This is a genomic window from Catenovulum agarivorans DS-2, from assembly GCF_000568405.1.
GTDB lineage: Bacteria > Pseudomonadota > Gammaproteobacteria > Enterobacterales > Alteromonadaceae > Catenovulum > Catenovulum agarivorans_A.
This window is the reverse complement of the sequence record NZ_ARZY01000005.1, coordinates 134,739-160,418: the sequence shown is the minus strand read 5'-3', so window position 1 is coordinate 160,418 and position 25,680 is coordinate 134,739. Positions and strand designations below refer to the sequence as shown.

Genomic DNA, 25,680 nt, shown 5'->3' with positions numbered 1-25,680 from the left:
CTAACGACTCCAAACACCACTAAACGCTTTATAAGTTGATACTTTTGCTAACATTAAGTTAATTTTAGCATCGACAGCAGCTTGCTTGGCAAGTAATGCGTCTTGTCTGGCGGACAATAAATCCAAATATGGAACTTGGCCTTCTTCATACATTGCTTGTGCTTGAGTTAAGGCTTTATCGGCATAACTTAATCGAGTACCCGCATAGTCGGTTAATTTGTGAGACTGCGACAAGTTATTTAGCGCCACTTGCGATTCAGCAACGACTTCAATAATACTATGCTGGTAGTTATCGTAGGCCGCCTTTGTCAAAGTTTGCTGCGCTTCAGCCTGTTGTTGCAAAGCAGGCCAGCTTAAAATTGACCAGTTGATACTTGGTGTTACTGACCAAGCATCGTCATCTGCTGACAAACTTATATTGCTAGGATTTAATAACCCTGCAAAACCACCAATGGATATATCTGGCCATAAAGCTGCTTTTGCCGAATCTGACAACGCTGTTTGTTGCATTAACTGATAATAAGCTTGGCCAATTTCAGGTCGCAACAATAAAGCCTGTTTACTATCTTTTATTTGTAGTGGGGCGGCTAAATTATCGCTGAATAAACTCGGTTCAAAGCTTAAGTTTATTTGCTCTGGTGTAGTGGCCGTCAGTACTGCAATGCTCGCTTGCAAGTTAAACCTTTGGGTTTGCAGCTGTGGCAAAATCGCCAGTTGTTGATTGAGCTGCGCGTAAGTTCTATCTAAATCTAAATGCGAAGCAAAACCTTCATCAACTCTAGCTTGCAATACATCGACACTTTCGTTTAATGCATCGATTTGCGCTTGGACAATTTGCTGTTTAAGGGTTAAACCTTGCCACTCAATAAAGCTGCGTACAACACCAGCCGTAACTTGAGTGTTAATTGCGATCTGAGTTTCATATGCACTGGCTGTAGCGGCTTGCGCAGCATCAACCAATGAGGAAATTCGACCGAATAAGTCTAGTTGCCACGTCAAACCTAAACCAAAACTGGCTTCTTCGGTAATTTGATTTGCAACTGATGCGCGAGTGGCTTCTGCATTTAAACCACCTTGTGGCAAATACTGTGCTTTATTTGCGCCCAGTCTTTGTTGTGCGGCAGCATATCGTTTTGCCGCACTTTGCAAATTAAGGTTATTTTGCTGTGCATTAATCACTAAAGCATTCAACTGTTCGCTTTTATAATTAAGCCACCATTGTTTAGTTTTCATGGTCAAGTCTGATGCTCCGGTTTGTTGCAACAGCGGATGACTATAGTTTTGTGTATTTGTATTGTCGCTAAAATAGCTATGTTTAGCTGTTTCAGTTGCTGCTTGCTGCTGATAGTCAGTTGTACTGCTACAAGCTGCCAACAATAAACTGGTTGCAACTGCAGTCCACACTGCTTTCGGTTTAGTGTACAAGTTGTTCATTTATTCTGACTCGCTTGATATTTGTTTATTCGATTCGATAGCTTGCCCCGTTTCTTTTGCGACCAATGCATAAAACACAGGCGTGAATAACAAACCAAATACTGTGACACCTATCATGCCAGAGAATACCGCGACACCCATTGCTTGTCGCATTTCTGAACCCGCGCCAGACGCGAGCACCAAGGGCACAACACCTGCAGTAAAGGCAATAGAGGTCATTAGAATTGGGCGTAAACGTAATCGACCAGCTTCAACGATAGCTTGAAGCTTGCTGATACCCACGTCTTGTTGTTCTTTAGCAAACTCAACCATAAGGATTGCGTTTTTACAGGCAAGCGCCACTAATACAATTAAACCAATCTGGGTAAATATATTATTGTCACCACCGATTAACCATACACCCGCAAGGGCAGAGAATATTGTCATTGGAACAATCAAAATAATCGCCAATGGCAAACGTAAACTTTCGTACTGTGCAGCCAAAACCATAAATACCAACAACACGACAAGAGGGAAAATGTATACCATAGTATTACCCGCTAAGATTTGTTGATAAGTTACTTCTGTCCACTCAAAAGCCATGCCTTCAGGTAACGTTTCTGCCAACACTTGTTCAATCGCTTGTTTAGCTTGATCACTACTGTAACCAAACGCAGCGCTACCATTTAACTCTGCACTCGGATAGCCATTGTAGTGCATTACTCGGTCAGGCCCTGTTGCTGGGGTTACTTTTATCACCGCACCTAATGGAACCATTTCACCTTGATTGTTGCGAACTTTTAAGCTAAGGATTTGTTTTGCGTCCAATCTATACTTGGCATCCGCTTGGGCTGTTACCTGATAAGTACGACCGAACATGTTAAAGTCATTCACATAAACTGAACCTAAATACACCTGTAGTGCGTTGAATACTTCTGTCAGTGGAATGCCTTGCAATAATGCTTGTTCTCGGTCGATGTCAATATCCATTTGTGGTACTTGAATACGGAAGCTTGAAAATAGTCCCATTAATTCAGGTCTTTGGTTGCCCGCAGCCATCACTTGTTGCAAGCTGTTAAATAAGGCTTCGAAACCTAAATTCCCTCTGTCTTCAAGTTGTAATTTGAATCCACCAGTTGTACCTAAACCTAGCACAGGTGGTGGTGGAAACACTGCAACAAACGCTTCGTCGATGACGGCATATCGTTTGTTCAACTCGGCAGCAATTGCTGCGGCAGACATACTTGGGTCGTTACGTTGGTCAAAATCTTCAAGTGGGGTGAATATCACCGCACTATTTGGACTATTAGTAAAGCCATTGATATTTAGCCCAGGGAACGCGACTGTGTTTGCAACGCCTGGCACTTGTTGGGCAATTTCTGACATTTGCATAACCACAGCTTCCGTTCTATCTAGGCTTGAAGCATCTGGTAGCTGAGCTATCGAAACTAAATACTGTTTATCTTGCGCTGGTATAAAGCCACCTGGTACTGCATTAAATAGCCCACCAGTTGACGCGAGCAAACCGACATATACCACGCCTACGACCGCGGCAAAACGGATTAGTTTTTTTATGGTGAATTGATAAGCATTGGCGCTTTTTTCAAACATGCGGTTAAAGGGTTTAAATAACCAATTTGCAAACAGTTTGTCTAAAATGCGCGTTAATACATCAGGTTTAGCGCCATGTGGCTTTAACAATAAAGCTGATAAAGCTGGTGACAAGGTCAGTGAGTTAAATGCCGAGATTAACGTTGAAATTGTAATCGTTAATGCAAATTGTTTATAAAATTGACCGGTTAACCCAGTGATAAATGCAGTTGGAATAAATACAGCGCATAATACCAACGCAATAGCGATAATTGGTCCAGTAACTTCTGTCATCGCAACTTTCGTTGCTTCAAATGGAGATAATCCATTGGCAATGTTTCGTTCAACATTTTCAACAACCACGATGGCATCATCCACTACGATACCAATGGCGAGGACTAAACCAAACAAAGACAAGGTATTAATGCTGACACCTAACCATTGCATAATTGCAAATGTACCGACTAATGAAACTGGCACTGCTATCAAAGGGATAATTGATGCCCGCCAAGTTTGCAAAAATACCACTACAACTATGACAACAAGAATCACCGCTTCTAACAATGTTTTAATCACGGCTTCGATTGAACCGCGAACAAAAACTGTTGGATCGTAAACAATGTCGTAGGTCATGCCTGCTGGAAACTCTTTCGCCAATTCAGCCATAGTTGTACGTACTTGATCAGATAACTCAATTGCGTTTGAACCTGGTCGTTGGAATACTGGCATTGCAACTGCTTGTTGGCCGTTTAATAGTGAACGCAATGCATAGCTGTCTTGACCCACTTCAACGCGAGCAACATCTTTTAATCGAGTTATTGCACCATTATCGCCAACTTTTATAATTACTTGCTCAAACTCTTCAACACTTTCTAAACGGCCTTTAACGTTAAGCAATAGCTGGAACTGAGCTTCAGATGGCACAGGTTGAGAGCCTAAGCTACCAGCCGCAACTTGACGGTTTTGTGTACGTAAGGCATTAACGACATCAGATGCAGTTAATTGTCTCGCCGCCAAGGCATCAGGGTCTAACCAAACTCGCATGGCATATTTACCACCACCAAATACTCTTACTTGGCCAACACCGCCGATGCGCGCAATTTGGTCTTTAACGTATAAATCTGCGTAATTGGATAAATAGTCCGAAGTACGAGTTTCGTCGGGCGAATACAGATGTACAACCATAGTTAAGTTTGGTGACGATTTTTGCGCAATTACCCCTAAACGTTGCACCTCTTCAGGTAAACGCGGCAGCGCAGCATTTACTCGGTTCTGAATACGCTGCTGAGCTTTGTCTAAATCAGCTCCTAACGCGAAGGTGACTGTCAATGACATACGGCCATCGCCTGTCGCTTGTGACGCCATATACAGCATGTTTTCAACGCCGTTAATTTCTTGCTCTAGTGGCGTTGCAACTGTTTCGGCTATAACTTTTGGGTTCGCACCAGGATACGAGGCACTGACAACCACAGTTGGGGGTACCACTTCAGGATATTCACTGATTGGTAATTGAAATAGAGAGATTGCACCACCAATAAAGATAATCATTGACAGTACAGCGGCAAAAATAGGCCGCTTAATAAAAAAATGTGAGAAATTCATAAACGAGCTGAACCTTATTGAGCTTGTGCCGTTAATACAGTTTGATCGCTAGCGTTCACAGGTGAAAAATCCCCAAGTGTTAAGGCAATTTGCGAAGTGTCTAATTGGATCATTTGTGGCGCTACCGGCATACCAGGGAATACTCGAGCTGGCCCGTTAACCGCAATATTGTCTTGAGGTTTCAAGCCAGACTTAATCGCTCTAAATTCGCCGTACCTATCGCCTAGAGTAACAGGGCGATATTGCAATACATTGTGCTCATCAACTACCAACACAAAACGGTTCTTTAAGTCTGTGCCAAGTGCTTTTTCTGGAATCAACACTTGTTGTTCGGCTTTACTACCAGCAATTTTAATTCTTGCAAACGCGCCTGAACGCAAATCAGCATCTTGTTGGCTAAACACAGCTCGTACGCGCAGGGTACCAGTTGAAGGGTTTATTTGGTTATCGATAAAATCAACTTTCCCTTGATGTGCAAAAACTTCGTTTCCGAGTAATTGCATGACTACCGATAAGCCAGAATGATAAGCTTGTTGGCCAAAATGTTGATTCCACGTACGTTCGTCAACGTCAAAATAAGCATACATTTTTTCGTTTGAAACAATATTGGTTAAAACACTTTGATTCGCATTGACTGTATTGCCTTTGGTGATTTCAGCACGGGAAATTATGCCATCTATCGGTGAGCGAACCTGGCTAAAATCTAAATTCAACTGCGCAGTTGCTAATTGGGCTTTAATCGCTTCAATATGTGCTTCAGACTGTTTAACCGACGTTGTACGTGCTTCAGCTTCTTCTGCTGAAATTGCATTGCGGCTACGTAATCTTTGCGCACGTTCAGCTTCATTTGTTGCTTGTTCAAACGCCGCTTGTGCACTGGCTAACTCTGCTTTTAAATGCGCGACTTGAGCTTCAAAAGGTCGTGGGTCAAGTGTAAATAATAATTGACCTTGCTTAACCTGTTGGCCCTCAGTAAATTCAACTGAGTTAATAACACCAGACACTCTCGGTCTAAGCGCGATCTTTTCTGGCGCTTCTAGTCTAGTAGAATAAGTAAACCAGCTCTGCACGGGCTTATAGGCTACTTGTGCTACTTCAATTGGCAAAGGTGGTGTTTTACTGGCTTGTTCCTGTTGATTGGTTTCTTCTGTTTGGTTACAAGCTACCACTGTGAAAATCAAACTAGTAGCTACAACCAGTTGGGTGATAGTCTTATTAAATACGAACATGCTTTATCTCCTAATTACAATGACACCATAGTAAAAATTACCAAGTCAAAGAAAAAGCATTCATTTTTCCATTTATTAGTGCCACAATGGCAACAATAAACTTAAAGGTACAGGTACAACAATGGATACAACCAGTCGAATTTTAATGTTTCTCGAAGTGGTTGAGCAGGGGTCGTTTGCAAAGGTAGCTGAGCGAAGAAATATTGATAGGTCGGTTGTTTCGAAGCAAATGAATAAATTGGAAGATGATTTGGGTGTGCGTTTGCTCAATCGTACTACGCGCTCATTTTCATTAACTGCTGCTGGTTCTGAGATGCTCAAAAAAGCTAAAGAACTCAGAGAGCTACTGGGGGAAACACTAACCATTGCGCAAAATTATCATACCGAGCCGAAAGGTTTGCTAAAAGTAACCAGCTCGACCATTATTGGTAAACGGTATATCTTGCCTGTTGCAATTGAATTTCAACAACGTTTTCCTCAAGTTGAAGTGGAAATAAGGTTAGAAGACAGGTTAGTGGACGTTGTAGGTGAAGGGTACGACTTAGCTTTTAGAGTTGGTCCACCGCGCGATTCTAGTTTAATCTCTCGTGCGATTGCACGTAATCGAATGTTGATCGTCGCGGCCCCTAAGTTTTTAGAAACATATGGCGAACCAAAAACCATGCAGCAATTGGCTAAATTACCTGCGGCAACATATGCTAGCGACGCTTTAAAAGTGTCGCAATTGCCTTATTATGATTCTAAAGGCAACGAAACCACAATCACCATAAATAGCCAATTTAGAGCTAATGATGGTGATGTGCTGATATCCAAAGCGATATCTGGTACTGCATACTGTGCGGTGCCTGCATTTGTTATTAGCGATGAGGTAATGAGCGGTCGACTCGTGCCTATCCTAACCCATGTCAAATTACCCGATTACCATAGTGTGCAAGCTGTTTACCCACACCGAGGCTTACCGGTTCGTACTCAACTGTTTTTTGAAGCCGTTCGTGATTTTATTGGCAAAGAAACCCCAAACTGGGAAAAGAATATACCTGATTTTGACAAAATGTATGGGTTTGAAGTCAAAGATAGCAGCCCAGTAGGTCGGTGGACGGCTTAAGGAGAAAACCATATATCAGGGAGCGGCATTGGGTTAAATAAAACATGCTGCAGATGAACTAGATTACGAATGTTTTATTGTGGTTTGTGTGATTTTATTTGATTGGTTTGAATTTTTGTTGGTTTGTTTTGGTGCTTTATGGTTTTAATTGATTAATTTTGTCGCTGTGGTACATTTGTGTTTGAATAAATACAGAACAGATAAGGGATTGATAAATTGAATATAAAATTAAACAAAACCGCCTCATTGGTGGTTTTATTCACGCTTTTGGTAGGATGTGCAAGTTTATCTGGCCAAGGGAATACAGTTGTTCTAACTGACAGAGCCAAACCTCAACTCATTAAAAGAGTTCAACCTAAGTATCCAAAAAGCGCCGCTAAATCAGGTGTACAGGGATGGGTGAAAATGTCTTTTGATATAAGTAAAGACGGTAAACCTGTAAATATTGTGGTAATTGAGTCTATGCCTAACCAAGTTTTTGATAAAGCAGCTACAGATGCTTTATCACAATGGTTTTATCAGCCAAAGGTGGTAAATGGGCAGCCGCTTGAAACAAAAAATTATTCGATGAGATTAGATTTTAATCTAGGTAGGTCTAACTAAAAAACTTTAGTGCGAAGATTCCATTAGCTAACCACAATCGAGCTGTGGTTAGCGATAAATCACGTGTTATTCGTCAACTAATTGCCAAGTTCTAACCCAATCGATTTTCATAGTATTGCGGCTATCATCGAGTAAATCAGATTTTGCTGGTAAACCACCCACCCAAGATGAATCTTGAGTCCATAAATCCCAAATAATATGCTGTTCTAAAGTAAATTCTTGGGTTGATGTAACCGAGTTGACAGGCTCACCGTTTAAGTAAAATTGAACTGTGTGTTCGTCTTTCCACCAAGCGCCATATACATGGTAGTCTTCGTTCCATTGTACGCCGCGTAAAGTATTACCTTCAGATAACTGATTGCTATGTGATGGGTTTTTATCACCAGCTCGTTCGGTGACACCATCTTTAACAATAAAGTACTGAGAATGCATTTCTAGCGGGTATCTATCGTACTTAGCACCCTGCATAGAAGGGTTGGAATTATTTTCGATAATATCGATTTCGTCACGGTTGTTTGAGTCACCGTTATTTAACCAAAAGGTGTTGTAAGCAGATATGTGCGCTGTTTTAATTCGGCTTTCAGTGTAAACAGGAAACTTAATTTTTCCTTTAGAACGAACGCGAGCAGTTTCAAACCATTGGTCGGCGCTACCTTCGTCTAGTGTTGCTTTTATCCATAAATTACCTTCAGATACGCCAGCATTTTTAGACATCATGTTGACAGGCGTATCGCCATAATTCCAGTAGGTTTTCATCCACTTAGAATCATCCCAGAAATCAAATTCGTCTGACATGTTTTCTATTTTTTGCCATTTCTTTCCGTCAGGCGTCGTGTTATCGAATGAAACAAAAGAGGGTAAAGTTGGATCAGCCTTGTTAACATCTATTACTTTGGCCTGTGGTTGTTCCGGTGTTTCGGAGTCGTCCGGTGCTTTTTCGTTATCAGGTTGTTGATTATCAATGGGTTGTTCAGTTTCAGTAGGCTCTGATTGACTCGTAGAACCACAGCCTGCTAATAGCGCAATTGTGATTAGACTGAGAGTGAGAGGTTTTATATCATTCATTAAATTCATAATTATACGGCCTTGAATGTTAGATAATCTAAAGAATACCTATCGAATATAGGTAAACTGTTAACAATTGTCAATGACGTGTGTAAATTATGTTGATTGAATTTAATTTCGTTGAAATTCAGCTTCAACTTCGATGAGGATTTGATCACCAACCGTTGGGATATATTTGTCTAAGCCAAAGTCTGAACGGTTAAATGTCATGTTGGCTGAGAATCCAATCGTATAGCTGTAAGTCAATAAATTTGTACCTGCACCGTTAAATTTAACTTCGACTTTTACGGGGTTAGTGACATCTAAAAAGGTTAAGTTGCCGTCAAACAGCAAGGTTTCTGAATTGATTTGAGTTGCGGTTGTTGTTTCAAAATAAGCTTTGGGGAACTGGGCTGTATTAAGCCAATCATCACTCTTAATGGTTTGCTCAAAATCGTCATCTACCACATCTAAAGACGCCATATCAACTACAGCGCCAAGTTTCGCTTGTTCTGGCTGGTCGGCATTAAATGCTAGGTTGGCATCAAATTGGTTAAAACGGCCAACAAAATAAGATAGGCCCATATGTTTAACTTTAAAAATGAGTGAGCTATGGGCCGTGTCTAGTTGGAATTCGCCTGATTTAAACACCGACATATCGGTCGCTAAGTTCGGCTGAACCAATTCAAGCACACTAGAGCAGCTGTTTAACAATAACAGCGAACCTGCGCAAAACAGTGTGCGACTTATTTTTGTGAACTTAGTTAACTTCAGTCGGCGTTTAAACATACAAGGACCTTTGTTGGTTTACCACATTAAATCATCTGGGATTGGGTAGTCTTTATACGGGTCATCTTCGTCTTCTTCAATTTTGTCGTTCAGCAACACTATGTAGCCTTCACCACGCTGTTCGATTTTTTCGGCAACTGCTGCAGGCAACATATAAAATTTTTCGCCAAGATGTGCAATCGCGATAAAGCCATTGGCAAGCTGTTGTTTTTGTTGAGATGATACGCGCAACGTTTTTACTTTACCTTCAAAATTAAAGTTGTGCTCAAGGTCACCTTTACTTTCAATTGCGTTCACTTCTATCAGTTGTTTGATTTGCGCAGTGATGGCTTTTTGTTGGGCTTCTAAGCGAATTTTTTCATTCTGTTGGTCTGACTTTTGTACATTTTGTTGTTGGGTTTGTTGTACTGCAGCCTGAACTTCTCGTTTAAGTTCACGGTTTTTTTTACTTTTCTTCGACGCTTTTTTTGCTTGTTTTTGGTTAACAACACCAGCCTGCATTAGCTGTTCTGCGAGTGATTTTGCCATTGTTTGTTCTCTTATTTGTTTTTCGTTCAAGCACCTTGAAGCAAGACTTTAAAACAGCCTGATTGGATGGCGATTTTTTTCTACTTTAAGATGTTAGTTTATACAATTAAATATGCCGCGTATTGTGCGCAAAGGCACAAAATGATTCAACCCTCAATCACTTTGCTAAATTGTTTTTTCATATGTTCGGCAATTATCGCTTGCGCGTCTAGATTTGGATGAATACCGTCTTTCAACATTAGCTCTGGATTCACCGCGACCTCTTCAATAAAAAATGGAATTAACGGAATTGCGAATTGGTCGGCTATTTGTTGGTATTGTTCAATAAAAATTTTTAAATATCTCTGGCCATAATTCGGTGGAATTTTAATTTCAGCCAAAATTGGTTTAGCACCATTTTTTAAGGTTAATTGAACTAATTGAATTAAATTTTGTTTAATAACAGGGAGCTGAAATCCACGTAGACCGTCGTTGCCGCCCAATTCGATAAATACATAGTCGGGTTGATATTGTTGTAAAAGTTTTGGTAGGCGGTTTAGACCACCTTGGGTGGTATCACCACTAATACTGGCGTTAATGATTTGCCAATCAGGCGTTGCTCGGTCAAGTTGGCTGGCCCAAGCATCTTGTAGCTCTAACCCATAGCCTGCTGACAAGCTGTCACCTAAAATTAATATTTTGACTTGTGATTGGGCAGAATGAACCAATAAAGGTACACTGAACGTAATGAATAGAATAAATCGAAACCATTTAGCAGATACAGGATTGTACATATGACCACATTATTAAAAGTTGAGCAGATTACTAAAACAGTAAGGTCAAATGGAGAAGATCTCAAGATATTACACCCGATTAGTTTTCAAATTGCGGATGGAGAGAGTGTTGCAATCATTGGCCGATCAGGTTCGGGTAAGTCTACACTACTAAGTTTATTAGCTGGATTAGATGTGGTTTCGTCAGGAGAGATTAGCCTAGGTGAACACCAATTACACCAATTGTCTGAAGAGCAAAGAGCCGCCCTGCGCAAACAATATGTTGGTTTTGTTTTTCAATCATTTATGTTGGTGCAAAGTTTAACTGCACTTGAAAATGTGATGTTGCCGTTAGAACTCGCGGGCAAAACAGATGCGAAACAGCATGCGCTTGAGTTGCTGGAAAAAGTCGGTTTAAAAGAGCGTGGTCATCATTATCCAAATCAATTATCGGGTGGGGAGCAACAAAGAGTCGCTGTTGCTCGTGCGTTTGCTAGCCAACCAAAAATTCTATTTGCAGATGAACCAACTGGCAATTTAGATGCAGAAAACGGCAAAATAGTTGAAAACCTGTTATTTGAACTTAATCAACAAGCGGGTACAACCTTAGTGTTGGTGACCCACGACACTCAACTTGCAAAACGTTGCCAACGCCAATTAACCATGCAAGCAGGCCATTTAACTGAAAGTACAGGTGTTGAAAACAGTGTCCAATCAGACTATACAGCTGACGAACAAGCATCAGATAAAAAAGAACAAGTTGCATAAATTGCAAAGGATTTAGGAGTTTTTGATGAATCAACTAGCGGTGTCGTTTTCACTTTCACAACGCCTACTCAAACAGGAGTTTAAGCGTGGTGAATTGACCATCATGTTGTTGGCATTGGTGCTGTCTGTTTCAAGTGTGTTCGCTTTAGCCATGTTTAGCGAACGCTTGCAAATGGCATTGCAGGTTAAAAGCGCCGAGTTCTTAGCGGCCGACAGAGTATTAGAATCGTCCCGAGAAATTGACCCGAGTTGGCATAGGCAAGCCCAGCAACTTGAACTGAACACGTCTGCTCAAATCCGTTTTTCGTCAATGCTGTTTGCCAACGATTATATGCAGTTAACCGCTATTCGTGCGGTGGATCAATACTACCCACTGCGAGGCAAAGTGTTATTGACCGATAAAGCTTGGACTTCTGGTCAAGAAACTGAGCTAGCGGTTCAACCTGGCGAAGTTTGGTTGGATAGCAAATCGGTTAGTCAGCTCAAGGTTGCTTTAGGGGATTGGGTAGAAATCGGTGCGACTAAACTAAAATTTACTCGCATTATTGATACTGTGCCAGATGCCGATTTAAATGTATTTAATGCCAGTACTATGGCTATTATGCATATTGATGATGTCGCCGCAACACAGGTTATTCAGCCTGGTTCTCGAATTAGTTATTGGTTGAGTTTGGCGGGTGATTTTGACCAATTAACAGAATTCGAAGATTATTTGTTACCTTTACTTAATCGAGATATCCATCGCTGGCGTTCTACCGAGTCAGATGAGTCTGCTATGTTACGAGCCGTAGAAAGGGCCGAACAATATTTTTTGTTAGCTAGTTTGCTGGGAATTGTGCTTGCTGCGACAGCTATCGCAGTTGCCGCGAGCCGTTTCTGTGAACGACACTTTGACTTGGTGGCTATCATCAAAACCCTAGGTGGTTCAACCAAGCAAATTAAATGGATTTTTAATAGCCAGCTGATTTCCTTGATGCTGATTGGCATTGTCCTTGGGCTAGCGATTGGTTATGTCGGGCAAGTCGTAATTCTACAGCTACTTGCGGAGTATTTACCTGAAGACATTCCACAAGTTGGAGCGCGACCATGGTGGTTGGCAGTTTTAACGGGTTCAATTAGTTTAGCCTTGTTTTCTGTTTATCCTTTGTTGAAGTTATTTGCGATTCCTCCGTTGCGTGTGTTGCGTCGAGATATTGAAGGGTTCAAAGCTAAAGATTGGCTCAATTGGCTGGTGTCGGCATTTGCAATCTTTTTATTGATGTGGATTTACAGTCAAAATATTAAACTCAGTTTAGCTTTGTTGTTATCTGCTGGCGGTATTACTTTAGTATTGTTGTTGCTAGCGCGCAGCACTATATGGACCAGCCGAAAGGCGGGGGCCAACGCAGGTAGTGCATTTAAATTGGCGGTAGCGGGGTTATATCGCAGAGCAACTTCAAACAGTGTGCAATTAATTAGCTTTACCCTTGCAATCGAGTTGTTGTTGATTGTGTTAGTGTTGCGTAACGATTTGTTGGCGCAATGGCAATCTCAGCTACCAGAACAAACTCCGAACCACTTTGTTATAAACGTAAACGACTTTGATATCGAAAATTTTAAAACCGACTTTGCGAATAAAGGAATTCGTGTTGAGCAAACCTATCCGGTAACACGCGGAAGGTTAATTGCGATTAATGGTGAATATGTTAGGGATAGGGTCAGCAAAGAAAAGGAAAAAGTCGCCGATGAAGATGCACCGAGGTCAATCGGGCGCGAACTCAATTTAACGGCAACAGCAGAATTGCCTGACGAGAATGAAATTGTTCAGGGCACTTGGTTTAATGAACTGCCAGCAGAGCAGCGACAGCAAAATCATGTATCAGTTGAACAAAGGTTAACCGAGCGTATGGATTTAAAGCTCGGAGATGAATTAACCTTTAATATTGGCGGAATAGAATTTACTGCTGTGGTCAGCAGTATTCGCACTGTAAAATGGGAATCAATGAAACCAAACTTTTTCATGATATTTAATCCCAAAACGTTGGAAGAATTTGCCGCAACGCATATTGCAAGTTTTTACGTACCCAGCGATAAAAAGCCAGAATTGTCAGGTCTGTTAATGAATTACCCGAGCGTGAGTTTAATCGATGTTGATGCGATTATTCAGCAAATTCGGGAAATTATTCAGCAAGTATCACTTGCAGTAGAGTTTATTCTAATTTTGGTTGTTTTTGCCGGTATTTTGGTTTTTGTTGCACAGACTCAAGCAAGTATGTTCGAGCGTAAACAAGAATTAGTTATTTTACGTACTTTAGGGGCGTCATCTAAGTTTTTGCGTGCAAGTGTGTTAATCGAATTTGTTGTTCTTGGCGCATTGGCTGGACTATTTGCTGCACTTGCAAATGAAGTCGCTTTATATGTCCTTCAAACCGAGGTATTCAAAATGCAAGCAAGTTTTCATTTTGAATATTGGCTAGTTGGCATTGTGACAGGTGCAGTGCTTGTTGGGTGTTTAGGCTTAATGAGTTGTTGGCGTATGATGCAAATTAATACGCAAGCTTTATTACGTTCTTTGTCTTAGATGCAGGTGAGTTAGCTGTTTTATGCAAATTTTTATTGTGGCTGCGGTATTTATTAGTTTGCTTATTGGGGTAAAACTTTGGCAAGTTTATAACCAAAAGCAAGGTTCGTTAAAGTTTAATCAAGCTCAAGCTAAAGCAGTTGTGCAATTATCGCCAAAGCAGCAGCTCAGTTTGTTATTAAAACAAATGCTGGGTGAGCAGTACCATGTTCATCAGGACGTGCTAGTGAGTCAACTTTTAGATGTAGAAGACAGAGTTTTAAAAAAATATAGCCAACAAAAAGCACTTGATGCTGTGGTCACTGACTTAACGGGCAAAGTAGTTGTTGTGTTTGAGCTTGCGTTGGATGAATCAGCCAAACAACAGCGGGAATGGCTGAAAAGCTTAATGCAAGGGCGGTTTGCGTTAATCCGGATTACCCAAACAGAGCATATTAGCCAATCTGCTTTAGCTAAAGTTTTGGACAATCTGGCAATTACATAACTTAGGTTTACTTTAGCTGTTTAAGTTTATGATCGATTAAAGGGTCTTCGGGTGATAATTGTTGCGCCACTTCCAGGAGCTGGATTGCATCTTGTGGGTTGTCTTGTTCATGCTTAAGGGCAATATCAACTAAAGGTTGCACATCTATTTGCGCTTGATGGTCTTGGATATGCTGTGCTTTTTCTTCTAACAGAATTTGATGAGCTTTGCTGAGCAAACTTAGCCTGTGTGCAGATTGCGCATTGGCTTTATTAAGTTTTTTATAGTAGTCCTCTTTAAAGCGCAGTGTACGAGTTTGTTGGCGAAACGCAGCAACATCAATTTGTTGATTGGCAATAAAATCGACCGCAACTTGTTTATAAAAACCAAACTTTGTCAGGTAGGTTGCGTGAGTACCATGCCCCATTCCATATACGCGTAAATGGTTGAGTTGAGGGTAGCGCTTAGCGTGTTGTCTGTCGGTTGGATTGGTTGGGTCGTAAATGATATAACCCTTGGCGTGGCCTAAATCGACATCGTGGTAGTCACCTAGCCAATCAAATTTTTGCGCAATATCTGTACTCGATCGTTGATCCCAAGGTACTTTGGCTTTATTTTTAGTGCTGACTGGATGGAAAAGTAAAACTTGATCGAGTTTTAACAAATTGGCGAATGCACCCACGCCAAATCCGCCACGGCTTAAGCCATAACCTAATCGGCATTTAAATGGGCCGAGCAGCTCTGCTAATTGTTCTATAAAAAAGATTAAATTACGGCTGCGAAACCAATTGCTGCGGCCAAGGTGTTGAAAAGAAATAATATTTACTTGTTGCGAGCGAGCAAGCTTGTAACCCCAAGGATTAAAATCTTCGTGTAAATCTTGTTCTTGTAAATTGGTTCCAGCAGGAGAAAAAGTAAACAGTAACGGTTTATTAGTGTCAATAAAATGATATTTAACAAATACATCGCCGAGCAAATCACTGCCAGCAAAAGGCAATGAAGTTTGTTGCTGCTCTGGGGTTTGGGACAACCAATCGTCTAACCAGTATAATAGTTTCATGCATACTCCTGCTTTTCTTAACCGATTTTAGCAAAATTAGCTTGTTATTGCATGGCGGGTTTTTTGTGCAGGCTAATCATGACATTTTTCTAGAGCAGGTGGGGCAGGCGGCTGCTGGTTGGTCGGTGCCCAAGTAAAATACTTGGGCTAAGTGTACTGTTAAGTATTACTCATAAGTACATAAATAAGCAGTGTCTTGCTCAACTTTTACACCAAACTTTTGGTTTGCTGCAATTTCAAAAGACTGACCAGAGGTAAAAGTTTGCCAATCGCTTGAACCTGGCAATAAAACAGTTAACGCTCCGCTAATGACTGTCATTACTTCGTTTTGACTGGTACCAAATTCATAGTCGCCGGCTGCCATAACACCCACAGTTGCAGGCAATTTTTCGCCTTGAAATGCGATTGATTTTACTTTTCCATCGAAGTAGCTGTTTACATCAAACATAGTTTTTCTCTTGGTTATGCTAAAAACGCAGCATTTTAATCTGTGTCGTCTAAAATTACACTTAAAAGTTGTTTTTAATAAATTTTGCTTAAATTAATCAATAGGTCATGGAAAAATTCAAACAAGTGTTTTAAATTTGTACATAAGGTTTTAAAATGGATTTTCAGGTCAGACCTCTTAAATCCACAAAATTTACACCCACTTAAAAAAGGGCAATCGACATGTCTAAAGCTTCACCTTGCATAACTACTAGCGGTAAACGAATCGCGGTTGTTTCTGGTTTACGCACGCCATTTGCGAAACAAGCAACAGAGTTCCATGGCGTACCAGCGCTAGATTTGGCCAAAATGGTCGTGAATGAAATGATGGTCAAGAATGAGTATGACCCAAAGTGGATAGAGCAAGTTGTGTTTGGTCAGGTTGTGCAAATGCCAGCTGCCCCCAACATTGCACGTGAAATTGTTTTGGGTACAGGAATGAATGTCCACACAGATGCCTACAGTGTCACTCGTGCTTGTGCCACAAGTTTTCAGGCTGCTGCGAATGTAGTGGAATCTATTATGGCAGGTACAATTGACTGTGGTATTGCCGGTGGTGCGGACTCATCGTCGGTTCTTCCGATTGGCGTGTCTAAAAATTTAGCGCGAATTTTAGTCGATTTAAACAAAGCCCGAAGTTTAGGGGCAAGGTTAAGTGTCATTAAGCGCTTGCGCTTAAAAGATCTTGCGCCAGTTCCACCAGCTGTTGCTGAATATTCTACTGGATTGAGTATGGGGCAAACAGCAGAACAAATGGCCAAAACGCATGGCATTAGCCGCCAAGCGCAAGATGAACTGGCTCATCGTTCTCATTCTTTAGCTGGCAAAGCTTGGGCTGCTGGGCTGTTGGATGACGAAGTTATGACAGCGTTCCCTGAACCGTTTAAGTGTTTTTTAAAGCAAGACAACAATGTTCGGGCAAATTCCGACTTAGGCTCTTACGCTAAATTGCGACCTGTATTTGACCGCAAATATGGCAGTGTCACTGCGGCAAATGCAACGCCTTTGACTGATGGTGCCGCAGCTGTTCTGTTAATGAATGAAGACAAAGCAAAGTCGTTAGGCTTAGATATTCTTGGCTACATTCATAGCTATGCATTTACCGCAATTGATGTGTGGGAAGATATGTTAATGGGGCCGTCATATGCAACGCCTAAAGTATTGGATAAAGTCGGCTTGCAATTGTCTGATCTAGATTTAGTAGATATGCATGAAGCTTTTGCTGCGCAAACTCTTGCTAATATGAAGATGTTTGCAAGTAAGAAATTTGCACAAGAAAAATTGAACCGAAGCCAAGCAATTGGCGAAATTGATATGGATAAGTTTAACGTAAACGGTGGCTCCATAGCGTATGGACATCCTTTTGCAGCAACAGGTGCTCGTATGATTACCCAAACATTACGTGAATTGAAACGTCGAGGTGGTGGCCTAGGTTTAACAACCGCTTGTGCTGCTGGTGGGTTAGGTGCAGCAATGATAGTGGAGGCAGCGTAATGAGTAAGCTACAGCATTTTTCTATGAGCATCGACAAGGATAAAGTTGCGATTATCTCATTAAATGTGCCAGATGAAAGCATGAATGTATTGTCTGGGCAAACCATGGATGAAATTGAAATTATTTTAAACCAAATTGAAAGCAACCGTGACCTCAAAGGGGTGGTTTTAACCAGTGGCAAGCCTGACTCGTTTATTGCTGGTGCTGACATTAATATGATTTCTGCTTGCACAACAATTGATGAAACAGAAGACCTAGCTCGTCGTGGTCAAGCAATATTTGCCAGAGTAGAGAAGTCACACTTACCATTTGCAGCGGCAATTCACGGTATTTGTTTAGGTGGTGGCCTTGAGTTCAGCTTAGCATGCCACTACCGAGTTGCATCTGATGACGATAAAACACAACTAGGCCTGCCAGAAGTGAAATTAGGTTTGTTGCCAGGTAGTGGTGGCACCCAAAGATTGCCGAGACTCATCGGTATTCAAAATGCTTTGGATATGATGTTAACTGGTAAGCAGGTACGTGCAAAAAAAGCGCTGAGATTGGGGTTGATTGATGATCTTGTACCACAGTCTATATTATTAGAAGTTGCGAAAAAACGTGTGTTGGCAGGTAAACCTGCTGCCAGCAAAGCTAAATTGAACTTAGTTGGTAAAGCGTTAGAAACTAACTCATTTGGCCGTGGCATCTTGTTTGACCAAGCGTTGAAGGCAGTTGAAAAAAAGACCTTAGGAAATTATCCAGCCCCAGCCCGTATAATTGAGGCGGTTCGAGTTGGTGTTGAAAATGGTATTGTTCAAGGCTATCAAGCTGAGGCTCGTGGTTTTGCTGAACTTTGCCAAACGCCACAAAGCTTTCAATTGCGCCACTTATTTTTATCGACCACAGAACAAAAGAAACAATTTAAAGCCAATGCTGATAAAGCACGTAAATGCGACAAAGTTGCAGTATTAGGTGGCGGTTTAATGGGGGGCGGTATTGCTTATGTCAGCGCAGTCAAAGCTGGTTACCCAGTTAGAATCAAAGACATTCGTGAAGAGGGCATTCAACACGCGCTTAAATACAGTTACGACCTGCTTAACAAAAAAGTTAAGCGTCGGTTTTTGAGTTACGCTCAGATGCAGCAAAACTTGAACAAATTGTCTGGCACCATCGACTGGAGTGGCTTTAAAAGTAGAGACATAGTTGTAGAGGCTGTATTTGAAGATTTAGAACTTAAACAACAAATGGTTGAAGCGGTGGAAACGCATTGCCATGAAGAGACTATTTTTGCGTCGAATACATCGTCGTTACCAATAGGGCAAATAGCTGCAAAAGCTAAACGTCCAGAAAATGTAATTGGTCTACACTATTTTTCACCCGTAGATAAAATGCCTTTGGTTGAAATTATTCCTCACGAAACAACCAGTGAAGCAACCATCACAAGTGTAATTGAATTTGCACGAAAACAGGGGAAAACGCCGATTGTGGTAAAAGATGGTGCAGGTTTCTATGTTAATCGAATTTTGGCTCTATACATAAATGAGGCTGCACAGATTCTGCTTGAGGGTGAGCCAATAGAGGTTATTGACAGAGCTTTAGTTAAATTTGGATTCCCAGTTGGTCCCCTAAAACTATTAGATGAAGTTGGTATTGATGTTGGCACCAAAATTATTCCAATTTTAACCGAAAACTTAGGTGAACGATTTGAAGCGCCAAAAGCATTTCAACGCATTTTAGAAGATGGCCGTAAGGGTAAGAAAAACCGCAAAGGGTTTTACAACTACCAAAAATCACACCCCATCAAAAAGCTGCTACGCAAACAAAGTGTCGTTGATGAGCGTATTTATGATTTATTAGCCATTGATGCAGCTCAGTCACTGAATCAAGAAGAAATCGTCGAGCGTTGTATTATACAGATGTTGAATGAAGCTGCTCGATGTCTGGAAGAAGGTATAATTGCTTCACCGCAAGATGGTGATATTGGTGCGATATTTGGGATTGGATTTCCGCCATTTTTGGGTGGGCCTTTCCGTTACATGGATAGTTATGGCATTGAGAATTTGGTTGAGCGTTTGCAAAGCTACCAACTGCGTTTTGGAAACCGCTTTGAACCTGCGCAAATTTTATTGGACTACGAAGCGCAAGGAAAATCTTTTTATTCTTAACCAATATCAGAGTAGATTTGCTTTGCGGTAAATCTACTCTCTTGTATTTGTTCTAGTTGCCCCCACTATAATTACACCTCAATTAACGAGAATATCATTATTAAATTCCGCCAATTGTTTACCCAACTTGTTGTTGTCATCATTACCGCCGCTTGTGTGCTCGGGGTTGCGTTGGCGTTTATTTGGTTATTTGACGAAGGTCAATCATGGTTGGAAGGGGCTCATAGCCAAAACCCTCTGATGAGCCCAATTTTATGGTTTGTCGTATTATTGGTGGGGGTTATTTCTTTGTTCAGCCGAATTTGGCGCAAGTACCAAGAAAAGCAATTTATTAAAAAGCTGCAGCAGCAACGTAAATCTAAGCGATAAAACCTGTTTATCCTTGTATTATTTTTGCTTTATCTAAGGCAATTTTCGCTCAGCTCAAATTATCAACAAAGATTAACTGCCTCTAATGTCGGAAAACTTTTTTACTGCAGTCAATATAAATAGTGCAGTACCTAGTACAGCATAACCAATAAATATTATTTGCATCCATTGCGGCATAGACAAAGTTAAAAATGTCCAATCTATTGCGCTACAGTCGCCTCTTGGTTCAAATAACGCTGGAAACCAAATGTCAGGCGCAAACCATTGTGGAAAATCTGGTACCACTTCACAGAATGCAAACAGCGGGTTAGGCGCATTTTGTAAACCGACGTGCTCTATGGCGATTTTTGCACCCCAAGCAGCAAAAAAAGCACTGGCGAGACTCGAGACTAACTTAACGACTTTTTCTTTGGGAAAAAGGCAAGCGGGCAATAACGCAACAAATACGCCCCACAGTGCGAGTCTTTGATAAACACACTTTATGCAAGGTTCAAAGCCAAATCCGTATTGAAAGACAAGTGCCGCAACCTCAAGCGCGAGCACACTGAGTGCTAGCAATACCCAAAATATACGTAAGTTGGTAACACGGGTAATTTGAGTCAACAAAAGAAATCTCCATTAAATTTATGACTTTGAACCTTGATTATGCAATAAGTTGCAAAATAAAAGCTAGTTTATTGACACCTAATGATGAGCGCTAGATGTGTCAATTTCATGGGTGTCGACTTCACTGTGGTGCTCAATCAACTGCATTTCATACAAGGTTTCAGTTGCTTGAGGTAAAAACTCCCAAGTGAAAAATAAACCAACTAGCGTTAACACAACTGTATATGGCAACGCCATCCATACCATGCGACCGTATGAAAGACGTAACAAAGGTGCCAATGTGCTGGTCAACAAGAATAGAAATGCAGCTTGGCCATTCGGTGTGGCAACGCTTGGCAAATTAGTACCAGTGTTAATTGATACAGCTAGCAAGTCAAATTGCTCACGAGTTATCTGCCCATTTAATAATGCCTGTTTAACTTCGGTAATATACACTGAGCCTACAAACACATTATCGCTGACCATAGACAACATACCATTAGCTAAATAAAACACTGCTAACTGCGTACGACCTTCAAATGTAAGCACCCAATCGATAACAGGTAAAAACAATTGCTGGTCGATAATAACCGCAACAATTGCGAAAAATACACATAATAATGCGGTAAAAGGCAAAGCTTCTTCAAACGCATGTCCTATTGCGTGTTCTTCAATAACGCCACAAAACGCAGTGGCTAAAATAATAATGCTAAGGCCGATTAAGCCAACTGATGCTAAGTGGAAACCTAGTGCTAGGATTAACCAAACAGCAATAACACCTTGCACCCAAAATTTAGCCACATCGACTTTGGTCATTTTTTTGTCTTGGTATTCATCATAATTGGTTAGAATTTGACGAATTTTCTGTGGTAGTTCAGCGCCATACCCAAAAACTTTAAAACGTTCTACGACTAGAGTGGTGGTTAAGCCAAATAACAATACCGGGATTGTGACAGGAGACATGCGGATGGCAAATTCTGCAAATCCCCAGCCTGCTTTATCCGAAATAATTAAGTTTTGTGGTTCGCCAACCATGGTCATTACGCCACCTAAAGCCGTACCAATCGCTGCATGCATCAATAGGTTGCGTAAGAAGGCTCTAAACTGGTCGAGTTGTTCATGGGATAGTGGTTCGATTTTTTCATCAGATGTGTGGTCATGCTTTGCAGAAAAGTCTTTTCCAGAAGCAACTTTGTGATAAATAGAATAAAAACCTACCGCAACCGAGATGATAACCGCGATAACAGTCAGCGCATCTAAGAAGGCTGACAAAACCGCTGAAGAAAAAACAAATGCCAGCGACAGCATCATTTTAGAACGTACTCTTAAAAGCATTTTGGTAAATGCAAATAACAATAAGTTCTTCATAAAGTAAATACCAGCAACCATAAACACAAGTAGCAGGAGTACTTCTAAGTTTGCTTGAATTTCGTGCATAACATGGTCAACCGATGTCATGCCTATACCAATTGCTTCGATAGCTAATAAACCACCTGGTTGTAGTGGATAACATTTTAACGCCATCGCCAAAGTGAATATAAATTCAATGACCAATACCCAGCCTGCAATGTATGGCGAAATATTAAATAGTATTGGATTGACAATTAGGAAGGCGATAATAGCAAATTTGTACCAATCAGGCGCTTGACCCAAAAAATTTTTAACCAGCGCTTGTGGCATGGTGTATATCATTTAGTTTGTTCCTCATAGGATTATTTATGGAGAAAATGTGTACAATTTTCAAGACGAATAAAGGCGTGCAGATTAGAATAGAAAACGGCTTAAATAGCAACCATAAAACTGCTTTTTTGATGAATAATTATGCAGTTTAATAAATTTTTATATGCTTACTTAAAAATTTGAATCTCGGCTGAGATTGAGTATAGTGCTTGCCCATAAACTCCTTACATATAAGCTGAAGTGACATTGTTTAAAGCCAATCGATTTTTTATAGCCCTAAGGTATAGTCAAAGTAAGAGTAAAAGCGGTTTTGTATCGTTTATTACTTTTTTTTCTGTTGCTGGCATCGGCTTGGGAGTTATGGCGCTAATTATAGTGTTATCTGTGATGAACGGTTTTGAAAGTGAACTGAAAAATCGCATTTTAGGTGTGATTCCGCATGTTGTCGTGGAACAAAATAATAAAAATCCAGCGATTGATATGACCTCTCTAGCCGCTATCCCAGATGTAATGGGGATAACTCCGTTTATACAAACCAGTGGGTTAGTTCAATCTAGTAGTCAAATGAAGGCGATTAGTGTTCAGGGTGTTGATCCCGATAGTGCTCAGCCATTGTCCCTGATTGCAAAAAATATTCAGGTTGGCGATTTTATGGCATTGCAACCAGGTGCCTATCAACTGGTACTTGGACGACAACTCGCCACTCGCTTAAATGTGCGTGTGGGTGACAAAGTTCGAATAATGCTTGCTGAAAAAAGTGTGTTTACGCCTATGGGCCGCATGCCTGTTCAGCGAAAGTTTATGGTGGCCGGTATTTTTGATGCTGGCTCTGATGTAGATGCATCAGTTGCGTTAGTAAATGTATATGATCTAAACAAAATGCTCCGTCAACCGATAGGAGAGATCAGTACTCACAGAGTATATTTAGAAAACGCTTTTTTAGTTGATAAAGTTGTACAACAGATTTCCGCACAAAACGCAGACTTAAAAATAGTAGATTGGCGGCAAACCCAAGGGCAACTTTTTCAAGCTGTCAAAATGGAAAAAAATATTATGTGGCTAATGCTGGCACTCATTATTGCCGTGGCTACTTTTAATATCGTCTCAGCATTGGTGATGTTGGTTAATGACAAAAAAGCTGAAATCGCGTCACTGAAAACAATGGGGATGACTGACAAAGATATCGTCAGTATTTTTATCTTTCAAGGTATGTACAAAGGGGTTGGTGGTGCCGTTGTCGGTACCATTTTTGGTTTGTTGTTGTGCATTTATTTAAATGATCTAATGCAACTAATGGGAATACATATAATGGTAAACCCTGCTTATGAAGCGAGTGGCTTGCCAGTTGTCATTGAAGCCAATCAAGTGGTATTAACATCTCTTTCAGCCATTGTTATGAGCTTTTTAGCAACTATCTACCCAGCTTATACCGCTGCAAAAATGCAACCAGCAGAGATTCTAAAACATGAGTAATTCACAAGTGATAATGCAGTGTACTAATGTAACCAAAACCTACCAAGATGGTGACAATCAAGTTAACGTGCTCAAGGGCGTTAACCTAACGGTAAATCGAGCAGAGCATGTGGCTATTGTTGGCTCTTCAGGTTCGGGCAAAAGTACTTTGCTGCATATTATGGGGGTTTTAGATCAGCCAACTTCTGGTGTTGTTACCTTTGAACAAACAAATATTCACCAATTGTCGGCAGATGCACAAGCTGAGTTTCGTAATCAATCGTTAGGTTTTGTTTACCAATTTCATCATTTGTTGGCTGAGTTTAATGCACTAGAAAATGTTGCTATGCCGTTATTGATTGCTGGCAATAAACGAGCCACAGCATTAAAAAAAGCCCAACAAACGCTTGATTTAGTCGGTCTTAGTCATAGAACTAAACACTTTCCTTCGGCTTTGTCTGGTGGCGAAAGGCAGCGAGTAGCGATTGCAAGAGCAATTGTAAATCAGCCTAAAATCGTTTTGGCGGATGAACCGACAGGTAATTTAGATGCTGAAAATGCACAAAGTATTTTTAAACTGATTGATGATTTAAAACAAAACTTGGCCACGTCATTTGTATTTGTGACACATGACTTGTCACTTGCCTCGCGCATGGATAAACAGTTTCGATTGGTAAAAGGTGAAATCCAGTCAGGGTTAGAGATTACAAATGTATAGTTCACTGGCAAAGTTTATCGGCTTTAGATACGCCCGCAGCCGTAAACAAAATGGTTTTATTCGTTTTATTTCTGCTTCGTCGGTTGTCGGCATTGCATTAGGGACGTGTGTGCTAATTTGGGTGTTGTCTGTGATGAACGGCTTTGAAAGAGAGTTAAAACAACGTCTATTGTCGGTGATCCCCCATATTGAGTATACCTCAGTGGAAGCCAGCGGGATTGACGACTGGCAGTCGTTGAAAACGCAAATAATGCAATCAAGCGATGAAGTCGAAGGTGTCGCACCTTTTATTACTTTAGGCGCCTTAATTCAAAATGGCGCTGAATTAAAGCCAGTTGAAATTAGAGGGATTGATTGGCAAGCTGAGTTGTCTGTTTCGTCGCTCAGTCAATATGTCACAGATGACGTGCAGAATGCATTCAGGCAGCAAAATGGCTTGCTATTGGGGCAGGGGTTGGCCAATGAGTTATCGCTAGAAGTGGGTGATTGGGTTGAAATTCTGGTACCACAATTAGATTCAGGGAGTCGAATAAAACCACCAAAACTGACGAGATTACCGCTAATAGGTGTATTTCAATCTAACGGTCAGTTGGACCACCTATTAGGTTATGTGCAGCTTAATCAAGCTGCAGAAATGTCTGGTTGGCAAAATGGGGTGCAAGGCGTTCGGCTAAAAGTAGATGATGTGTTCAACGCCCCTAGAATTGCTCGGCAAATTGGCTTTACATTGCCTGTTTATGTGTATATACAAGATTGGACGCATCAGTTTGGCCACATTTACCATGATATTCAGCTCGTTAGAAGCGTAATGTATATAGTGTTAACGCTTGTTATTGCAGTCGCGTGTTTTAATATTGTGTCGACATTAGTTATGGCTGTTAACGAAAAACGTGGTGATATTGCAATATATAAAACCATGGGTATGCGCAACCAACAAATCGTACAGATTTTCGTGTTTCAGGGGATTTTATCCGGAGTAACAGGTACGCTTATTGGCAGTGCAGTGGGGGTTGTCGGTGGGCTTTATCTGGGCAATATTTTTGCCTTTATTGAACAATTAATCGGTAGCAAATTTTTATCTGGTGATATCTATTTTATCGATTTTTTACCAACCGAGTTAGTCTGGTCTGACGTTGCACTGACTATCGGTGTAGCCTTGCTTTTATCAATAATCTCTACAATTTACCCAGCTGTAAAAGCAAGTAAAGTTGAGCCAGCAAAGGTGGTTGGCCACTTTAGTTAA

22 protein-coding genes are annotated in these 25,680 nt (G+C 40.9%); 11 read left to right on the top strand and 11 right to left on the bottom strand.

The genetic code is table 11. The features are described from left to right. Genes DS2_RS04620 through DS2_RS04610 form a run of 3 tightly spaced genes read right to left on the bottom strand, consistent with a single transcriptional unit; the run spans window position 1 to window position 5,834 of the window. Window positions 1-1,434 (bottom strand): TolC family protein, encoded by a 1,434-nt coding sequence (locus tag DS2_RS04620; protein ID WP_051479621.1) that lies wholly within the window; start codon window positions 1,432-1,434, stop codon window positions 1-3. Next, window positions 1,435-4,605 (bottom strand): efflux RND transporter permease subunit, encoded by a 3,171-nt coding sequence (locus tag DS2_RS04615; protein ID WP_035013464.1) that lies wholly within the window; start codon window positions 4,603-4,605, stop codon window positions 1,435-1,437. 14 nt (window positions 4,606-4,619) lie between these two features. Further along, window positions 4,620-5,834, bottom strand: a complete 1,215-nt coding sequence (locus DS2_RS04610) for an efflux RND transporter periplasmic adaptor subunit (protein WP_051479620.1) — start codon at window positions 5,832-5,834, stop codon at window positions 4,620-4,622. Window positions 5,835-5,955: 121 nt separating this feature from the next. Between DS2_RS04610 and DS2_RS04605 the strand changes: the two genes are divergently transcribed. Together DS2_RS04605 and DS2_RS04600 are read left to right on the top strand one after the other, a co-directional pair. After that, entirely contained in the window at window positions 5,956-6,939 is a 984-nt protein-coding gene (locus DS2_RS04605) for a LysR family transcriptional regulator (RefSeq protein WP_035013463.1), read from the top strand. Window positions 6,940-7,155: 216 nt separating this feature from the next. Further along, window positions 7,156-7,542, top strand: a complete 387-nt coding sequence (locus DS2_RS04600) for an energy transducer TonB (RefSeq protein WP_051479619.1) — start codon at window positions 7,156-7,158, stop codon at window positions 7,540-7,542. A 66-nt stretch (window positions 7,543-7,608) separates the two neighbouring features. On the opposite strand, the gene DS2_RS04595 is transcribed toward DS2_RS04600, so the two are convergent. The 4 genes from DS2_RS04595 to DS2_RS04580 all read right to left on the bottom strand — a co-directional run bounded on the left by DS2_RS04595 (window position 7,609) and on the right by DS2_RS04580 (window position 10,676). Further along, window positions 7,609-8,616 carry a family 16 glycosylhydrolase gene (locus DS2_RS04595; protein ID WP_235188541.1) on the bottom strand — a complete coding sequence of 336 codons (1,008 nt, stop codon included), beginning with the start codon at window positions 8,614-8,616 and terminating at the stop codon, window positions 7,609-7,611. A gap of 102 nt (window positions 8,617-8,718) precedes the next feature. Next, on the bottom strand, window positions 8,719-9,375 hold the full coding sequence (locus DS2_RS04590; protein WP_051479618.1) for a YceI family protein: 657 nt from the start codon (window positions 9,373-9,375) through the stop codon (window positions 8,719-8,721). Between the two features lie 18 nt (window positions 9,376-9,393). After that, window positions 9,394-9,903, bottom strand: coding sequence for a DUF2058 domain-containing protein (locus tag DS2_RS04585; protein ID WP_035013462.1), 510 nt, complete (start codon window positions 9,901-9,903; stop codon window positions 9,394-9,396). A 146-nt stretch (window positions 9,904-10,049) separates the two neighbouring features. Next, complete coding sequence (locus DS2_RS04580) at window positions 10,050-10,676, bottom strand: arylesterase (RefSeq protein ID WP_035013461.1); 627 nt, start codon at window positions 10,674-10,676, stop codon at window positions 10,050-10,052. On the opposite strand from DS2_RS04580, the gene DS2_RS04575 reads away from it, so the two are divergent. From DS2_RS04575 to DS2_RS04565, 3 genes are read left to right on the top strand one after another with little or no spacing between them, the layout of a single operon-like run. Next, window positions 10,677-11,423, top strand: a complete 747-nt coding sequence (locus DS2_RS04575; protein WP_035013460.1) for an ABC transporter ATP-binding protein — start codon at window positions 10,677-10,679, stop codon at window positions 11,421-11,423. A gap of 25 nt (window positions 11,424-11,448) precedes the next feature. Continuing rightward, on the top strand, window positions 11,449-13,983 hold the full coding sequence (locus tag DS2_RS04570) for an ABC transporter permease (RefSeq protein WP_035013459.1): 2,535 nt from the start codon (window positions 11,449-11,451) through the stop codon (window positions 13,981-13,983). Window positions 13,984-14,005: 22 nt separating this feature from the next. Then, the gene (locus DS2_RS04565) at window positions 14,006-14,467 is read left to right on the top strand and encodes a hypothetical protein (RefSeq protein ID WP_035013458.1); all 462 of its coding nucleotides are present in this window, start codon (window positions 14,006-14,008) and stop codon (window positions 14,465-14,467) included. Between the two features lie 7 nt (window positions 14,468-14,474). Here DS2_RS04565 and DS2_RS04560 read toward each other — a convergent pair whose 3' ends face one another. After that, on the bottom strand, window positions 14,475-15,506 hold the full coding sequence (locus DS2_RS04560) for a hypothetical protein (RefSeq protein ID WP_035013457.1): 1,032 nt from the start codon (window positions 15,504-15,506) through the stop codon (window positions 14,475-14,477). A 166-nt stretch (window positions 15,507-15,672) separates the two neighbouring features. Further along, window positions 15,673-15,954, bottom strand: a complete 282-nt coding sequence (locus DS2_RS04555; protein ID WP_035013456.1) for a pyrimidine/purine nucleoside phosphorylase — start codon at window positions 15,952-15,954, stop codon at window positions 15,673-15,675. 221 nt (window positions 15,955-16,175) lie between these two features. Between DS2_RS04555 and fadI the strand changes: the two genes are divergently transcribed. The 3 genes from fadI (at window position 16,176) to DS2_RS04540 (ending at window position 20,002) form a co-directional block, all read left to right on the top strand. Beyond that, window positions 16,176-17,486 carry an acetyl-CoA C-acyltransferase FadI gene (fadI, locus tag DS2_RS04550; RefSeq protein ID WP_035013455.1) on the top strand — a complete coding sequence of 437 codons (1,311 nt, stop codon included), beginning with the start codon at window positions 16,176-16,178 and terminating at the stop codon, window positions 17,484-17,486. Next, window positions 17,486-19,633: a fatty acid oxidation complex subunit alpha FadJ gene (gene fadJ / locus DS2_RS04545; RefSeq protein ID WP_035013454.1), complete on the top strand. Its 2,148-nt coding sequence runs from the start codon at window positions 17,486-17,488 to the stop codon at window positions 19,631-19,633. The genes fadI and fadJ overlap by 1 nt, the downstream gene beginning before the upstream one ends. Before the next feature lie 114 nt (window positions 19,634-19,747). After that, window positions 19,748-20,002, top strand: a complete 255-nt coding sequence (locus DS2_RS04540) for a hypothetical protein (protein ID WP_035013453.1) — start codon at window positions 19,748-19,750, stop codon at window positions 20,000-20,002. Window positions 20,003-20,074: 72 nt separating this feature from the next. Here DS2_RS04540 and dsbB read toward each other — a convergent pair whose 3' ends face one another. Next, the gene (gene dsbB / locus DS2_RS04535; RefSeq protein ID WP_035013452.1) at window positions 20,075-20,608 is read right to left on the bottom strand and encodes a disulfide bond formation protein DsbB; all 534 of its coding nucleotides are present in this window, start codon (window positions 20,606-20,608) and stop codon (window positions 20,075-20,077) included. Window positions 20,609-20,686: 78 nt separating this feature from the next. Then, the gene (gene nhaB, locus DS2_RS04530) at window positions 20,687-22,279 is read right to left on the bottom strand and encodes a sodium/proton antiporter NhaB (protein WP_035013451.1); all 1,593 of its coding nucleotides are present in this window, start codon (window positions 22,277-22,279) and stop codon (window positions 20,687-20,689) included. A gap of 228 nt (window positions 22,280-22,507) precedes the next feature. On the opposite strand from nhaB, the gene DS2_RS04525 reads away from it, so the two are divergent. From DS2_RS04525 to lolE, 3 genes are read left to right on the top strand one after another with little or no spacing between them, the layout of a single operon-like run. Continuing rightward, window positions 22,508-23,740 (top strand): lipoprotein-releasing ABC transporter permease subunit, encoded by a 1,233-nt coding sequence (locus DS2_RS04525; protein WP_235188540.1) that lies wholly within the window; start codon window positions 22,508-22,510, stop codon window positions 23,738-23,740. Further along, on the top strand, window positions 23,733-24,437 hold the full coding sequence (gene lolD / locus DS2_RS04520) for a lipoprotein-releasing ABC transporter ATP-binding protein LolD (protein ID WP_035013449.1): 705 nt from the start codon (window positions 23,733-23,735) through the stop codon (window positions 24,435-24,437). Before DS2_RS04525 ends, lolD begins: the two co-directional genes overlap by 8 nt. Continuing rightward, a complete protein-coding gene (gene lolE / locus DS2_RS04515; RefSeq protein WP_035013448.1) occupies window positions 24,430-25,680 on the top strand; it encodes a lipoprotein-releasing ABC transporter permease subunit LolE in 1,251 nt (416 codons plus the stop codon). The genes lolD and lolE overlap by 8 nt, the downstream gene beginning before the upstream one ends.